Below are 14,399 nucleotides of genomic sequence, written 5' to 3'. Positions count from 1 at the left end.
CGTTCGGGCCCCTGCTTCGTCCGGACCGGGTGGGGTAGGGTCGCGGGACCACGCCCGGGACAGAGGGGGAGGGCCGGTCCGGCACCATGAGCAGGGAACTCACGAAGGCCGCGCGGGTGCGCATCGCCGATCTCACGCCCGGGACCGAGCTCTACCTCGGGGTGCACCTGGACGCCCCGGGGCTGGTGATCGACGTCAGCTGCTTCGGCCTGGACGCCGAGGAACGGCTGAGCGACGACCGCTACTTCGTCTTCTTCAACCAGCCCGCCAGCCCCGAGGGATCGGTGCGGCTGCTGGGTGCGCAGTCCGGTGACACCGAGGCGTTCCGCGTCCTGCTGCCGGACGTCCCGGCGGCGATCCACCGGCTGAGCCTGACCGCGGCGATCGACGGCGAAGGCGTGATGTCACAGGTGGCCTCCGGCTACGTCCGGCTGGTCGCGGACGGCGCGGAGGTCGGCCGGTACTCCTTCACCGGCGCGGAGTTCAGCACCGAGCGCGCGGTGATGCTGGCCGACCTGTACCGGCGCAACGGCGAGTGGCGCTTCACCGCGGTCGGCCAGGGTTTCGACGGCGGCCTGCGGGCGCTGCTGGAGAACTTCGGCGGCGAGGCCGTCGAGGAGGACGAGCCGCCGACCGCCACGGTGCCGGCGCCGGCACCGGCCCCGCCGGCCGACGTGCCGCCGACCCCCGCACCCGCGCCCACCGTTCAGGTGCCGGCGCAGCAGGTGCCCGTGCCGTCCGCCGCACCGGTGCCGCCCGCGGCTCCGCCACCGCCCGTGGCGTCCGTCCCTGTCCCCGAGCCGCCCGGCGTCCGGATCAGCCTGGTCAAGTACGCCGAGGTCCCCGAGCAGTCCGGCTGGGTCCGGCAGAACGACCACCTGGTGCGCTACACCCTCACCAAGGACCAGGACGTCCTGGCGCTGCACGGCAGCATGGTGGCCTACCAGGGGCAGGCCGACTTCGCCCACGAGAGCTCCGGCATGCTGCGCAAGCTGACCGCCAACCTCACTGGCCAGACGCTGAAGCTGATGCGCGTCTCCGGCGAGGGCCAGGTGTTCCTCGCGGACGAGGCCAGCCACCTCCACCTCGTGCGGCTGGAGGGCGACGCGCTCTGCGTCAGCTCCGACCGGGTACTGGCCTTCGACGCGCACCTGGAGCACGAGGTCCGCCGGATCGAGGGCGAGGGGCTGCCGAACGGCGGCTTCTACACGCTCCAGTTCAGCGGCCACGGCACGGTCGTCGTGAAGACCACCGGCATCCCGGTGGTGCTGCCGGTCACTCCGGCACCCGAGACCTACGCCGACCTGCACGCCCTGGTGGCCTGGTCCCGCGGGGCGCAGGTGATCACCACCGCGCCGGTGCGGATCCGGCGCTCCGCGTACCGGGGCCACGCCGCGGAGGCGTTCAGCGTGCAGTTCCGGGGCGGGCCGGGCAACTTCATCGTCGTCCAGCCGTTCGAGGTCTGAGCGGGCGCAGAGCCCGGAGCAAGGAGGTACCGATGGAGCGGCAGGTGCTCTCGGGCACGTACCTGGAGGAGTTCACCGCCTCGCCGGCCACGGCGCGGATGAGCAACCACGGCGGCGCGATGTGCAAGGTCGCCGTCACCACCGGCCAGGACGTCCTGGCCAAGGCCGGCGCGATGGTGGCCTACGACGGCTACCTGCAGTACGAGCCGGTGTCCCAGTCCTTCCGGCGGGCGCTCGGCGAGTGGGCCTCGGGCGAGCGAAGCCCGCTGCTGCGCTGGTTCGGCGACGGCACCCTCTACCTCGCCGACTTCGGCGCACACGTGCTCAACCTCCAGCTCGACGACGAGGCGCTGTCCGTCAACGGCTCGCACCTGCTCGCCCTGGACGCCTCGCTGGCGTGCACCGTCGAGAAGGTGAAGGGGCCGGCACTGCTGGCCGGCACCGGGCTCTACAACGTCACCGTGCGCGGCAGCGGCTGGGTGTCCGTCACCTCCCACGGCGTCCCCGTGGTGCTGGACTGCGCCGAGGCGCCGACCTACGTCGACCCGGACGCGCTGGTCGCCTGGACCACCGGGCTGGAGATCCAGACCAGGCGCACCCTCAAGGTCGGCTCGCTGATCGGCCGCGGCAGCGGCGAGGCCCTGCAGCTGGGTTTCCGGGGCTCGGGCTTCGTCGTCGTCCAGCCCAGTGAGGAGACCTCCGACCGATTCAAGATCCGCGGCTGAACAGTCCGCAGCTGAGGAGCAACGATCACCGTGCACAGCCCCCTTCTCGACCACACGGCCCTGACCGGCGACGAGCGGTTCGCCCTGCAGAACCCGCAGCTGCTGCGCGTCGTGCTGGACGGGCGGGCCGAGGTGCTGGCCCGCACCGGCGCGATGGTCGCGCACACCGGCCGGGTGCGGTTCACCGCCTGGCGGCCGCCCCGCGGCCAGCGCAACCAACAGGGCGGTCCGGCGCAGCCGCCCCCCGCCATGGACCTGATGCGCTGCACCGGCACCGGCACGGTCTACCTCGCCAACCTCGCCCAGCACCTGCACGTCCTGGACCTGCGGGGCGACCGGCTGACCATCACCAGCGCCTACGTCCTGGCCTTCGACGCGGGCATCACGTGGCGGACGGTCGCCGTCGAGGGCGGCGAGCGGATCTCCGGCATCGGCAACCACAGCCTGGAGCTGTCCGGCAACGGCCGGCTGGTGGTGATGACCTCGGGACGCCCGCTGGTGATGCCGGTGCGGGCCGGCGAGTACGTCTACGCGGACGCCGACGCGGTGGTCGGCTGGTCGTCGGCGCTGGAGGTGCAGCTTCAGGCGCAGAGCGCCAACACCGAGGCCTGGCGCCGGCACGGCACCGCGACCGAGGGCTGGGAGCTCTCCTTCACCGGGGACGGCTTCGTCCTCGTCCAGCCCAGCGAGCTGCGCCCGCCCCAGCGCCTCCCCCGGCGCTGAGCGGGTTCCCGTGCCCGGGGCCGGCGGCCGGTGCGTCAGCCCGCCGGTCCGGCGCCGCCCAGGGCCCGGCGTACGGCGTCCGCGCTCCAGTGCCCGGCCGCGCCCGGCCGGCTGCTGAGGTAGTCGGCCGCCCGGCCCGGACCCCAGCCGTGGGCCTCGGCCAGCCCGGAGGCGAGGTTGCGCAGGTAGGCGGCGGACGGCGCGTTCAGCACCGCCTCGGCCAGCGACCAGGACGCGGTGAACGTCAGCACCGGCCGTCCGTCCAGGTCGCCCGGGTGGACCAGCGTCTCGTACCGGCCGGTCCCGAGTTGCTCGCGGCCGGTGGCGAGCACCGGCGAGAGGTCGAGGTCCTCCAGCGGAGCCCGGCGCATCTCCTGCTGGGCGATGTCGCCGAACTGCTCGGCGGTCAGCAGGTAGGCGCGGGCCGGCACCTCCCCGTCCGCGGCGGGATCGTAGAACCCGGACCCGCCCGTCCACATCAGCGACAGCGAGGCGAAGTAGAGGACCCCCGGCAGCAGCACGGGGAGGCTGCGCCGCGGTGGCCGCCGGTCCCGCGCCCCCGGGCAGCTGCGCGCCCCGCCCGCCGGCCGCCCGCCCCGGAGGTAGACGTTCAGCCGCTCGGCGTGCATGTTCGACCCGTACGCCGCGTACCAGACCAGCCCGGGCACGGCCGGGCGCTGCGCCGCCGCCCGCCCGGGCTCCGGGCGCTGTGCCGCCGGGCCGACGACCCGTCGAATCTCCACCACACCCGGACGCTAGCCGACCCGCCCGACCCGGCGCCCGCGACGGGCCGGGCCGGGGTGTGTCCGGTGACCCGGGGCAGCGGCTCGGCCGGGACCGCCGGGCGGGGGCGGGTCAGCCGGCGAACTCGTGCACGCCCCACCAGCCGCTGGAGTCGTGGAAGAGGCCGACGCCGATCTCCTTGTAGCGCGGGTTGATCTGCGCGGCGTGGTGGCCCGGGGACTCGGTCCACATCCGCTGGAACTGGACCGCGGCCTGTTCCCCGGTCATCGCGGCGTCGCCCCACATGACGATGCACTCGCCGGTCAGCGTCCGGCTCCCGGTCAGGCTGGGACCGGCGCCCGAGGCGTTCTCCGAGTGGGCGAACCCGGTCTCGCGCATGTGGCGGGCCCACTTTTCGGCGAAGGCCGTCAGGTCGGCCTTCACGACCAGGGCCGGGACGCCGTTGCGGACCCGCTCCTCGTTGATCAGGCGCAACGAGAGCGCTTCGGCGCCGCCGGCCGAGCGGTCCGGCGCCGCGTTGCCGGTGCCGGTGCCGGTGCCGTTGTCGGTGTCGGTGCCGGCGTTCGGAGCGGTCCGGGGCGACGGCGTGGCGGCGCCCGGACGGGGCGCGGCACCGGCGGGCGTCTTGGCGGCCTGGCCCGGCCCGGCGGCGCCGGCCGGTGCCGTGGGAGGGACGCTCGGGGCCGCCGGGCCCGGCGTGGCCCGGGTGGCCGCCGCGGTCGGGGTACCCGTGGGCGTCGACGTCGTGGCCGTGGCGGACGTCGTGGCCGCCGCGCTCGCCGTCGCCGTGGGGGGAGAGGAGGCGGAGGCGGTCGCCGACGGTGCGGAAGCCGGCTCCGCGGACGGGAGGCCGGCGACGGGTGCCACCGTCGCGGCCACCGCACCGGACCTGTCCGAGGCCTGTGCGCCGGGCTCCGGGCCGCACGCGCTCGCTGCGGCTGCCACGACACCGACCGCCACGACAACGGCCAGCCCCTGCCGGCGACGTATGGACTGCATGAGGACACGGACTCCTTGTCTCCAACCGGCGGCCCGGTACGGCGTCGCGGCTCTCCCACCACGCGCGCCCCACCCGGCCGGCCGACGCGTCACGCGTCGACACCACAGGAGACCCGCCGGATGAACGGGGATAACGCAAATTGATCGCACACCTGGCAGAACCCGCTCGCCCTCGGTTGGGAAGCGATCGAGTCGGCCTACGAACGCCCGGGCAAGCCGGACCGGTGAGGGGCGGGGCCCGAAGGACGAGTCGATGCCGTCGGACCCGCGTGGCACCCTGCGGGTATGGAGATGACGCTGCAGCTGGTGGTCGACTGCGCCGACCCGCGCAGGCTGGTGAGCTTCTGGTCCGAGGCGCTGGGGTACGTGCCGGAGCCTCCGCCGAACGGCCACGCCACGTGGCGGGAGTACTGGTCGGACATGGGCGTGCCCGCGGAGGAGCTGCCGGCCGGGGCCGGGGAGACGCCGGAGTCGATCGTCGATCCGGCGGGGCGGGGGCCACGGGTCTGGTTCCAGCAGGTCCCGGAGCCGAAGGTGACCAAGAACCGGCTGCACCTCGACCTGAAGGTCGGCGGAGGGCGCGAGGTCCCGCTGGCGGTCCGCACCGAGCGGGTCACCGCCGAGGTCGAGCGGCTCACCGAGGCCGGTGCCACGGTGCTGCGGATCATGGACGAGCCGGACATGGAGTACTACGCCGTCGTCCTGCAGGACCCCGAGGGCAACGAGTTCTGCGTCGTCTAGGACCGCTCGTCCGGCCGTCAGACGTCGAGCAGCTCGACTGTCACCGACGCGGTGTCACCCGACTCCAGGCCTTCGGCCTTGCGGACCGCGCGCTTGACCGGCAGCACGTAGCAGCCGCGAGCGCTGTCCGGGAAGATCGAGGTCAGCCAGGTGCTGCCGCCGACGGTGACCTGAACGCGCCGCGAGCCGAAGCCGCGCGGCGGCCCGCCGGGGTGGTCCCGGATCTCCTCGGACGCCTCCGTCGGCAGACTGACGAACGTCCAGCTGTCGGACCGTCGGGCGTCCCAGATCCACAGCTCGGCATCGAATTCGAAGCGCACGGCCCCAGCATGGCACGCGGCACCGACAACGGGCGGCGCCGAGACCGGCGCGGGGCGGTGATGATCACGGCGGTGTGATCAGGCCGTCCGCTCCGTCCGCTCCGTCCGCTCCGTTCACCGGGCCGGCCGGCCGGCCCGGTGAACGGCGTCGCGACCCGCCGGGTCGCCGGGCGCCCGGTCCGCGCCCGGCTCCCGCCGGGGGAGCAGGAGAGGCGTCGCCAGCGCCAGCAGACCCGCGGTCGCGATCGCCGCGCGCGGGCCGGCCACGGCGGCCAGCACGCCCCAGAGCGCGGTGAACGCCGCGATGACGGCCTTTCCGGTGACGGACCAGGCCGCGAGGGTGCGGGCGAGCCGGTCCGTCGGCGTGCGGTCGAGCCGGTCGGTGGCGAGCACGGGGTTGAACACGCCCACGCAGAGGATCAGCCCGAACTCGACCGCCATCACGAGCAGCAGCCCGCCCGGGCCCGGTCTGACGAAGGCCAGGCCGGGCAGCCAGCACACCCGCAGCACCCCGGTGGTGCGCAGGACCCGGTGCCGGCCGAACCGGGCGACCAGCCGCCCGGCCAGCCGCGAGCCGACCAACCCGCCGACGCACGGCACGGCGAAGGCCAGCCCGTACTGCCAGGGGGCGAAGCCGAGCCCGCCGATCATCAGGACGGCGAGCGGCGGCTCCGCCGCCATGATCAGGCCGTTCACCAGGACGGCGTTGAGGAAGAGCGGGCGCAGCACCGGGTCGGTGAGCAGGTGCCGCCACCCCTCGGCCGCCCCGGTGGGGCGCAGGAGCGGGGCCGTCGGACGCTCGGGTCGCGCCTCCCGCCCGCCGATGGCCCGCAGGCCCAGGGCGGAGAGCAGGTAGCTCACGGCGTCGACGGCGATGGCCGCCACCGGCCCGAACAGGCCGGCTGCGGCGCCGCCCAGCGGCGGTCCCAGGACAGTGGTGGTCCAGGCCGTCGATTCGAACCTCGCGTTCGCGCGGAGCCGGTCGGCCGGTGGGACGAGCGCCTTGAGGTGGGCGCCGGAGGCCGCGCCGAAGGCGATGTCGGCGGCGGCGACGACCATTGCCACAACCAGCAGTTGGGTGAAGCCGAGCACGCCGAGCGCGTACGCGGCCGGGACGCTGATCAGCGCCGCGAACCGCACGGCGTCCATCGCGACCATCACCGGCCGCTTCCGGTGGAACTCCACCCACGGTCCGAGCGGCACCGCCACCGCGGCGCCCACGGCGGCGCCGGCCGCCGCCAGGGCCGCCACCCGCGCCGGTCCGACGTGCAGGACCTGCAGCGCCACCAGCGGAAACGCGTTGAAGGCCAGCCGCGTGCCGAGCGCACTGACGGCGTACGCCGCCCACAGCCGGCGGAACGGCCGCCCCAGGGACGCCCCGGCGCCGCGTCGTCCCGCACCCGTCTCCGCCACGCCACCCCGCCTCTCGTCCGTCGCCGACGACCGGCATCCAATCGAGCCGCGGGGGCCGGGGGCAAACAACCGCCCGGCGGCCGGGACACAACCAGTGGTTGTGTCACCAGGATCGCGACGCCCCTAGGCTGGCGGGCATGGACCTCGAAGCCGTACGCACCTTCGTCGCGATCGTGGACTCGGGCCGGTTCCAGGAGGCCGCGGCGGACCTGTCGATCACCCAGCAGGCCGTCTCCAAACGCATCGCCGTGCTGGAGAAGGAGCTCGGCGTGCGTCTGTTCACCCGCACCGCGCGCGGCGCCCGGCTCACGGTGGACGGCCAGGCGTTCCTGCCGCACGCCCGGGAGGTGCTGCGGGCGGCGGAGCGGGCCGCGGACTCGGTCCGGCCGGGCCGCCGGGCGCTGCGCGTCGACGTGATCGGCTCCCGGCTCGCGCCCTCGGCGCTGCTGCGCGAGTTCCACCGGGCGCACCCGGACGTCGACCTCGACGTGGTGACCCTGTTCGACGCCGCGACCGCACTCGCGGAGGTCGCCGCGGGCGCGATCGACGCGACCTTCCGCGCCGTGACCGCCCCCGGCCTCCAACTGCCCGACGGCATCGAGGCGGCCCCGGCGCTGGACGAGCCGCACGAGCTCCTCACCGGACCGGGCCACGCGCTGGCCGACGCCCGCTCGGTGACGCCGGCCGAGCTGCCCGGGCACCGGATCTGGATCCCCGGCATCGTCCCGGGGACGGAATGGGCCGCCTACTACGACGACCTCGCCGCCGCGTTCGGGCTCGGCATCGAGTCGACCGGCCCCAACTTCGGCATCGAGGGCCTGCTGGAGGTGGTCGCCGACTCGACGACCCTGGCGAGCCTGGTCGGCGCGCAGACCCGGCTCGTCTGGCCCGCCGGCTACGACCTCCGGCGCATCCCGGTGCTCGACCCGACCCCCGTCTACCCGCACTACCTGCTCTGGCACCGCGACAACGCCCACCCGGCCCTGGCCCTGCTCCGCCGCCACCTCGCGGTGCCGTCGTCCGGTCCGCAGCCGGTCTGGAAGCCGGACTGGGCCGACTGACCGGGATCGGCCGGGTCAGGGGGCGCCTCCGGGGAGATCCTGGGTGGTGCGTGCCAGGATCCCTGGGTTTCCCGGGACTGGTGTGACTACTGTGATGATTGTGGCGGCCGTTCCACGATATGCTCCGCGCCGCATCCACGTAGTTCACGGCCGGACGGAAGTCCGGCGCATCAGGGGGACACGACACATGACGGACACTCAGTCCGACGCCTCGTCGGAGACGACCGAGACGATCTCCGGTCCGGAGGGCGGCCGGGGCCGTAGGCTCCGGCTGTTCGGCGGGGCCGCGGTGGCCGTGGCGGCGGCGGTGGTCGGGGCGGTGGTGGTCCTCGGTGACGACGAGGAGGCCGGGCCGAAGCAGACGCTCTGCGGTCTGGAGCGGGCCGCCGGCACGCCGCTCGCCACCGTCCTGCCCAAGGGGCGCCCGGGCACCGAACGCCGTGACACGACGGACGCCAAGCGCGTCTCCTGCGAGATCGAGGTCGACGGTGAGACCGCCGTGCGGGTCTCCGTGGGCCGTTTCGATCCCGAGGGGCCGGCGGAACCCGGTCACGCGGAGACGAAGGACCTGATCGGCCGGGGCGTCATGGCGGCCGGGCCGGGCGGGTCGGTGATCGACTACTGCGCCGGGGACCACTCCAAGGGCGTCATGGTGGTGGTGAGCGCCGACAGCAGCATCATCCCGGCGACGCCCGCGGGCCGGGACGCGATGACCAAGGCGCTGGGCAAGTTGACGGAGCGGGTCCTGGCCGACCAGCAGGGCGCGGTCTGCCGCTGAGCCGTCCGCCGGCCGTCCCCTCCGGCCCGCTCTCTCTCCACCGCCCTTCCACGACTCTCTCCACCCACCCTTCCATGACGGGCGCGTTCTCCCCGGAGAACGCGCCCGTCGCCGTTCCCTGCTGCCTCCGTCCCCGCCGCCTTCACCCCGGGAGTGTGCAGACGTCGCGCGATGTCGCATCTTCCCGCAGAGAACTGCGCATAACGCTTCCCTGCTCTGTTCAAAGATGCTTGAATCAAGCGCAAAGAGATCAGTTATCGGCAAGCGCTCATGAGGGAGGTGGCCGATGGCGACCCATGTCGAGGCCGAGATCGCCAGCCAGCCGGACTGCTGGCGCCGAGCGGCGGAGCTCGCGGGGACGGACTGCCCGGCGCTGCCCGAACACGGCGAGCGGGTGGCGGTCGTCGGGTGCGGGACGTCGCTGTTCATGGGACAGGCCTACGCCGGGCTCCGGGAGGCGGCCGGACACGGCGTCACCGACGCCTTCGCCGCCTCCGAGTTCCCGGGCGTCCGCTCCTACGACCGGGTGCTCGCCCTCACCCGCTCCGGGACCACCACCGAAGTGCTGACCCTCCTGGGCGGGCTGCGCGGGCAGGTCCGCACCTCCGCGATCACCGCCGACCCGGACACCCCGGTGATGGGCGCGGCCGACGAGCTCGCCGTCCTGGACTTCGCCGACGAGCGGTCCGTGGTGCAGACCCGGTTCGCCACCACGGCGCTCACCCTGCTCCGCGCCCACCTGGGCCTGCACACCGGGGCGGTCGAGGCGGACGGGCGGCGCGCACTGGCCGAACCGCTGCCCGAAGGCCTCACGGGCTGCACGCAGTTCACCTTCCTCGGCACCGGCTGGACCGTCGGCCTGGCCAACGAGGCCGGGCTCAAGCTGCGGGAGGCGGCGCTCGCCTGGAGCGAGGCGTACCCGGCCATGGAGTACCGGCACGGACCGATCAGCATCGCCGCCCCGTCCACCGCCACCTGGATGCTCGGCACGGCGCCGGCCGGTCTCGCCGAACAGGTGCGGGGGACCGGCGCGCGCTGGATCGAGGGCGGGCTCGACCCGCTCGCCGAACTGGTCCGCGTCCACCGGCTGGCCGCGGCCCTCGCCGCCGCGAAGGGCCTGGACCCGGACCGGCCGCGGCACCTGACCCGCTCCGTGGTCCTCACCGGTTCATGAGCGTGCGCCACCCGACGAGCGGGTCGGCGCGGGCCGGCCTGACCGACCCTCGGCACGCTCCCGCGCCCGTCCGGGGCGAAGGCGGGGCAGCGCGCCTGGTCGTCGCCGTGGACGTCGGCGGCACCGGGATCAAGGCGGCGCTGCTCGACCGCGAGGCCGCCGTCCGGCACCGCGAACACCGGGCCACCGGGCGCGAACGCGGGCCCGGGGCCGTCGTCGACACGATCGTGGCGGTGGTCGCCGAACTGCTCCGCCACGCCGAACGGCAGGGCGCCGAGGTCGACGCCATCGGCCTCGCCGTCCCCGGTGTCGTGGACGAGGACACCGGCACCGGGGTCCACTCGGCCACCATCGGCTGGCGCGACGTCCCCTTCCGCGCGCTCCTGGCCGAGCGCACCGGCCTACCGGTCGCCGTCACCCACGACGTGCGGGCCGGCGGCACGGCCGAGGCACGGCTCGGCGCCGGACGCGGCGCGGAGCGCTTCCTCTTCGTCCCGGTCGGTACGAGCATCGCGGCGGCCGTGATGACCGGTGGCCGGGCCGAGCCGGGCGCGCACCACCGGGCCGGGGAGATCGGCCACCTCGTGGTCCGGCCCGGCGGGGAGCGGTGCGCCTGCGGGGCGCTCGGCTGCACGGAGACCTACGCCTCGGCCGCCGCCGTGTCCCGCCGGTACGCCGGGGCCGCCGGGCGGCAGGCCCCCGCGGAGGAGGTGGCCCGGCTGGCGGCCGCGGGCGACCGGGCGGCGCGCGCGGTGTGGGCCGAGGCGGTGGACGCCCTGGCCGACGCACTCGCCGCGGCCGCCCTGGTCCTGGACCCGCCGCTGGTCGTGCTCGGCGGCGGGCTGGCCGAGTCCGGCCGTCTGTTGCTCGACCCGCTCGCGGCGGCCCTGGCCGCCCGCGCGCGGATCCTGGTGCCGCCGCGCCTGGTCCCCGCCGCACTCGGGGCGGCCGCCGGCTGCCTGGGCGCCGGCCTGCGGGCCCTGGACACGGTGACCGGCGCATCGCCGGCACCCGGCCCCGCTCCCGCCCCGACGCCTGCCCCCACCCCGACGCCTGCCCCTGCCCCGACGCCTGCCCCTGCCCCGATGGCCGCCGCGACGCCTGCCGTCGCCGCGACGGCTGCCGCCCCGACGCCCGGACGGACCACAGCCCCGTGATCCTGACCGTCACCCCCAACCCCGCGCTCGACGTCACCTACGCCGTGCCCGCGCTGCGCCCGCACACCACCCACCGGGTGGCCGCCGTCCACGAACAGGCCGGCGGCAAGGGCGTGAACGTCGCCCGCGTGCTGCACGCCCTGGGCCGCCCGGCCACCGCGCTGCTGCCGCTGGGCGGGCCGACCGGCGACGTCGTCCGGGCCGAGCTGGACCGGTCCGGCCTCCCGTACCTGCCCGTCCCGCTCCGCCCCGGCGCCGCGACCCGGCGCACCGTCACCGTCGTCGACGAGACCGACGCGACCGTCCTCAACGAGCCCGGGCCCGAGCTCGCCGACGAGGACTGGGCGGCGGTCCTGGCGGGTGCCGCGCGCCTGCTGCCCGCCGCCCACGCCCTGGTGCTCGCCGGCAGTCTGCCCCGCGGGCTGCGCCCCGGCGCCTACGGGGAGCTGGTCCGCCTCGCCCACCGGCACGGCGTCCCCATCGTCCTCGACGCCGGCGGGCCCGCACTCACCGAGGCGCTGGGGGCCCGGCCGACGGTGGTCAAGCCCAACGCGGCCGAGCTGCGGGACGCCACCGGGATCGCGGACCCGCTCGCCGCCGCCCGGGCCCTGACGGACGGCGGCGCCCGGGCGGTGGTCGCCTCGCTCGGGCCGGCCGGCGTGCTGGCCGTCACCCCGGACGGTGCCTGGCACGCCCGGCTCCCCGAGGACCGCGCGGTGCGCGGGGGCAACCCGACCGGTGCGGGCGACGCCGTGGTGGCCGCGCTCGCCGCGGCCCTCGCCGAGGGCAGCCCCTGGCGGCAGACGCTCGCCCATGCGGTGGCGCTGTCCGCCGCGGCCGTCCGGGCACCGTACGCCGGCCACGTCGACCGCCGGGCGTACCTGCACGACCTCCCCCTGGTCGCTCTCCGCCCGGCCTGACCGGCCCGCTCCTGCGAGGGCTCCGTCGGAGCCCACCCGAAGACACCACGGCGACCGCCCCGCAACCTCACACACCCTCAGGAGAGCCCATGCCCCTGGCAGCCACCGGTGACCTGGTCGGCCGGGCCGCGGCCCGGCGCGGCGCCGTCGCCGCCTTCAACGTCATCACCCTGGAGCACATCGAGGCCGTGGTCGCCGCGGCCGAGGCGGCCGGGGCGCCGGTGATCCTCCAGATCAGCGAGAACGCCGTGCGCTACCACGGCGGACGGCCGGGCCCGCTGGCCGCCGCCGCGGTGCGGTGCGCCGAGCCGAGCACCGTCCCGGTGGCGCTCCACCTGGACCACGTGACCGGCGACGGGCTGCTCCGCCAGGCCGCCGACTGCGGGTTCAGCTCGGTGATGTTCGACGCCGCCCACCTGCCGTACGAGCAGAACGTCGCCGCCACCCGCGCCGCCACCGCCTGGGCACACGGCGCGGGGCTCTGGCTGGAGGCCGAACTCGGCGAGGTCGGCGGCAAGGACGGCCGGGGACCGCGGGACGCGCACGCACCCGGGGCCCGGACCCGGCCCGAGGAGGCCCGGCACTTCGTCGCCGAGACCGGTGTGGACGCCCTCGCCGTCGCCATCGGCAGCACGCACGCCATGACCTCCCGCGACGCCCGGCTCGACCACACCCTGCTGGCCGACCTGCGCGCGGCGCTGGACGTCCCGCTCGTCCTGCACGGCTCCTCCGGCGTACCGGACGACGAGCTGCGGCGGGCCGTCGGCGGCGGCATCACCAAGGTCAACATCGGTACGGCGCTGAGCATCGCGATGACGGCCGCCGTCCGCGCCCACCTCGCCGGCGACGAGCGCGCCGTCGACCCGCGCGGCTACCTCGCCGCCGGCCGCGGCGCGGTCACCGAGGCCGCCGCCCGGCTCCTGCCCACCATCGCGACGGCGCCCGTCGGATGAGCCCTCGTCGGGCGGGCGCTGGTGCGCGGACCGTGCAGCCGCCCCGGCGCACCCGCCCCGGCGCACCCGCCCCGGCGCACCCGCCCGGCGCCGTCGCCGTCAGGCGCGGCGGACCCGCACCCCGCAGGCGGCGAACGCCTTCGCCTGGGCGTCCGTCAGGCCGGCGTCCGTCACCAGGTCGTCGACGTCCGCGAGCGGACAGATCCGCGCGAAGGTGACCCTGCCCGCCTTGGTACTGTCGGCCAGGACGACGGCGCGGGCGCTGCTGCGCAGGAACGCCCGGTCGGTCTGGGCCTCCATCTCGTCGTGCGTGGTGCAGCCCTCCTCGGCCGTCAGGCCGTCCACCCCGATGAACGCGACGTCGAGGTGGTACCGGGAGAGCATCAGGTCGGCGGCCGGGCCGACCAGCTCGTAGCTCGCGGTGCGGGCGATGCCGCCGATCACCACCAGCCGCACCTCGGGCCGGACGATCAGGTCCGCGGCGACGTTCACCGCGTTGGTCACCACGGTGATGCCGCCGCGTTCGGCCAGCACCCGGGCCAGCTCGCTGGTGGTGGTTCCGCCGCTGAGGCCCACCACCGCACCGTCCGGCACGAGTTCGGCGGCGGCCTGGGCGATCCTGCGCTTCTCCTCGCGCTGCTTCTCGCTGCGGTGGCGCAGCGGCAGTTCGAGGTTGACCGGGCCGGTCACCGCGCCGCCGCGCGTGCGGTGCAACAGCCCCTGCTCGTGGAGCTCCTGGAGGTCCCGGCGGACGGTCGCGGTGGAGACGCCCAGGAGCCCGGCGAGCGCGTGCACGTCGGCGCTCCCCGCTTCGGTGACGTGCGCGAGTATCCGCGCGGATCGATCAGCTTTGAGCATGCCGCGAGTCTAGCCCCGGGCCCGGCCTTTCAGGCCTGCTGCGACCGGATTCCGGGCCCCCGAGGGGCTGTCCTGCCGCTCGAAGCTGACTATGATGGCAACTCTTCAAGCAACTTCACTCAGCCAAGCCCCCGAAGTCCTGCTTCCGGACGTTCGTTCCTGACCAATCGGACGCGCCCACGGTGCGGAAGCACGCCTGCCCGTCCAGATGCCCGTCCAGAGCCCAGGGGGGTGGCCGCGTGACTGTCGCGGACCGTACTGCACTGTCCGGCGCCCGGCTGGTCCTTCCGTCCGGGGTGGTCGAGGACGGCCGTCTGGTGGTGGAGGGCGCGGTGGTGGCCGGTGTCGGCGGCGCGGTGGCGCCGGG

General features: G+C 75.6%; 15 protein-coding genes and 1 pseudogene. 11 read left to right on the top strand and 5 right to left on the bottom strand.

Going from position 1 to position 14,399, the window contains the following annotated elements:
* The first annotated feature begins 86 nt into the window (after positions 1 to 86).
* Genes MCM47_RS34655 through MCM47_RS34645 form a run of 3 tightly spaced genes read left to right on the top strand, consistent with a single transcriptional unit; the run spans position 87 to position 2,914 of the window.
* Positions 87 to 1,466 carry a TerD family protein gene (locus MCM47_RS34655; RefSeq protein ID WP_238950893.1) on the top strand — a complete coding sequence of 460 codons (1,380 nt, stop codon included), beginning with the start codon at positions 87 to 89 and terminating at the stop codon, positions 1,464 to 1,466.
* Positions 1,467 to 1,498: 32 nt separating this feature from the next.
* Entirely contained in the window at positions 1,499 to 2,191 is a 693-nt protein-coding gene (locus tag MCM47_RS34650; RefSeq protein WP_238950891.1) for an AIM24 family protein, read from the top strand.
* Positions 2,192 to 2,221: 30 nt separating this feature from the next.
* Complete coding sequence (locus tag MCM47_RS34645) at positions 2,222 to 2,914, top strand: AIM24 family protein (protein WP_238950889.1); 693 nt, start codon at positions 2,222 to 2,224, stop codon at positions 2,912 to 2,914.
* Positions 2,915 to 2,949: 35 nt separating this feature from the next.
* Here the strand turns inward: MCM47_RS34645 and MCM47_RS34640 are convergent, their stop codons facing one another.
* Complete coding sequence (locus MCM47_RS34640; RefSeq protein ID WP_374209260.1) at positions 2,950 to 3,660, bottom strand: histone deacetylase; 711 nt, start codon at positions 3,658 to 3,660, stop codon at positions 2,950 to 2,952.
* 109 nt (positions 3,661 to 3,769) lie between these two features.
* A complete protein-coding gene (locus tag MCM47_RS34635; protein WP_238950887.1) occupies positions 3,770 to 4,657 on the bottom strand; it encodes a CAP domain-containing protein in 888 nt (295 codons plus the stop codon).
* 285 nt (positions 4,658 to 4,942) lie between these two features.
* Between MCM47_RS34635 and MCM47_RS34630 the strand changes: the two genes are divergently transcribed.
* Positions 4,943 to 5,398, top strand: a complete 456-nt coding sequence (locus MCM47_RS34630; protein ID WP_238950884.1) for a VOC family protein — start codon at positions 4,943 to 4,945, stop codon at positions 5,396 to 5,398.
* A gap of 17 nt (positions 5,399 to 5,415) precedes the next feature.
* Here MCM47_RS34630 and MCM47_RS34625 read toward each other — a convergent pair whose 3' ends face one another.
* Positions 5,416 to 5,718 (bottom strand): DUF1905 domain-containing protein, encoded by a 303-nt coding sequence (locus tag MCM47_RS34625; protein ID WP_238950882.1) that lies wholly within the window; start codon positions 5,716 to 5,718, stop codon positions 5,416 to 5,418.
* Between the two features lie 114 nt (positions 5,719 to 5,832).
* Positions 5,833 to 7,131, bottom strand: a complete 1,299-nt coding sequence (locus MCM47_RS34620) for an MFS transporter (protein WP_238950879.1) — start codon at positions 7,129 to 7,131, stop codon at positions 5,833 to 5,835.
* A gap of 137 nt (positions 7,132 to 7,268) precedes the next feature.
* Between MCM47_RS34620 and MCM47_RS34615 the strand changes: the two genes are divergently transcribed.
* From MCM47_RS34615 to MCM47_RS34590, 6 genes are all read left to right on the top strand, one after another.
* On the top strand, positions 7,269 to 8,192 hold the full coding sequence (locus MCM47_RS34615; RefSeq protein ID WP_238950877.1) for a LysR family transcriptional regulator: 924 nt from the start codon (positions 7,269 to 7,271) through the stop codon (positions 8,190 to 8,192).
* A gap of 187 nt (positions 8,193 to 8,379) precedes the next feature.
* Positions 8,380 to 8,970 carry a hypothetical protein gene (locus MCM47_RS34610; protein ID WP_238950875.1) on the top strand — a complete coding sequence of 197 codons (591 nt, stop codon included), beginning with the start codon at positions 8,380 to 8,382 and terminating at the stop codon, positions 8,968 to 8,970.
* Between the two features lie 286 nt (positions 8,971 to 9,256).
* Positions 9,257 to 10,144 (top strand): SIS domain-containing protein, encoded by an 888-nt coding sequence (locus MCM47_RS34605; RefSeq protein ID WP_238950872.1) that lies wholly within the window; start codon positions 9,257 to 9,259, stop codon positions 10,142 to 10,144.
* Complete coding sequence (locus tag MCM47_RS34600; RefSeq protein WP_238950870.1) at positions 10,141 to 11,301, top strand: ROK family protein; 1,161 nt, start codon at positions 10,141 to 10,143, stop codon at positions 11,299 to 11,301. Before MCM47_RS34605 ends, MCM47_RS34600 begins: the two co-directional genes overlap by 4 nt.
* Positions 11,298 to 12,221, top strand: a complete 924-nt coding sequence (locus tag MCM47_RS34595; RefSeq protein ID WP_238950868.1) for a 1-phosphofructokinase family hexose kinase — start codon at positions 11,298 to 11,300, stop codon at positions 12,219 to 12,221. Before MCM47_RS34600 ends, MCM47_RS34595 begins: the two co-directional genes overlap by 4 nt.
* Positions 12,222 to 12,310: 89 nt before the next feature.
* Entirely contained in the window at positions 12,311 to 13,174 is an 864-nt protein-coding gene (locus MCM47_RS34590; RefSeq protein WP_238950866.1) for a class II fructose-bisphosphate aldolase, read from the top strand.
* Positions 13,175 to 13,273: 99 nt separating this feature from the next.
* Here the strand turns inward: MCM47_RS34590 and MCM47_RS34585 are convergent, their stop codons facing one another.
* Positions 13,274 to 14,032 carry a DeoR/GlpR family DNA-binding transcription regulator gene (locus MCM47_RS34585; RefSeq protein ID WP_238950864.1) on the bottom strand — a complete coding sequence of 253 codons (759 nt, stop codon included), beginning with the start codon at positions 14,030 to 14,032 and terminating at the stop codon, positions 13,274 to 13,276.
* Between the two features lie 239 nt (positions 14,033 to 14,271).
* Between MCM47_RS34585 and MCM47_RS44195 the strand changes: the two are divergent.
* Positions 14,272 to 14,399, top strand: a pseudogene (locus MCM47_RS44195) (N-acetylglucosamine-6-phosphate deacetylase); the annotation flags it as partial.

Origin of the sequence: Kitasatospora sp. A2-31, from assembly GCF_022288725.1 — a bacterium.
Taxonomy (GTDB): Bacteria; Actinomycetota; Actinomycetes; order Streptomycetales; family Streptomycetaceae; genus Kitasatospora.
This window is presented reverse-complemented; position numbering and strand designations above follow the sequence as displayed.

Bases quoted from the DNA above. Each gene is read 5' to 3' on its own strand.
- MCM47_RS34590 (WP_238950866.1), top strand. From the start codon at position 12,311: ATGCCCCTGGCAGCCACCGGTGACCTGGTCGGCCGGGCCGCGGCCCGG.
- MCM47_RS34630 (WP_238950884.1), top strand. From the start codon at position 4,943: ATGGAGATGACGCTGCAGCTGGTGGTCGACTGCGCCGACCCGCGCAGG.
- MCM47_RS34610 (WP_238950875.1), top strand. From the start codon at position 8,380: ATGACGGACACTCAGTCCGACGCCTCGTCGGAGACGACCGAGACGATC.
- MCM47_RS34585 (WP_238950864.1), bottom strand. From the start codon at position 14,032: ATGCTCAAAGCTGATCGATCCGCGCGGATACTCGCGCACGTCACCGAA.
- MCM47_RS34655 (WP_238950893.1), top strand. From the start codon at position 87: ATGAGCAGGGAACTCACGAAGGCCGCGCGGGTGCGCATCGCCGATCTC.
- MCM47_RS34600 (WP_238950870.1), top strand. From the start codon at position 10,141: ATGAGCGTGCGCCACCCGACGAGCGGGTCGGCGCGGGCCGGCCTGACC.
- MCM47_RS34635 (WP_238950887.1), bottom strand. From the start codon at position 4,657: ATGCAGTCCATACGTCGCCGGCAGGGGCTGGCCGTTGTCGTGGCGGTC.
- MCM47_RS34605 (WP_238950872.1), top strand. From the start codon at position 9,257: ATGGCGACCCATGTCGAGGCCGAGATCGCCAGCCAGCCGGACTGCTGG.
- MCM47_RS34615 (WP_238950877.1), top strand. From the start codon at position 7,269: ATGGACCTCGAAGCCGTACGCACCTTCGTCGCGATCGTGGACTCGGGC.
- MCM47_RS34650 (WP_238950891.1), top strand. From the start codon at position 1,499: ATGGAGCGGCAGGTGCTCTCGGGCACGTACCTGGAGGAGTTCACCGCC.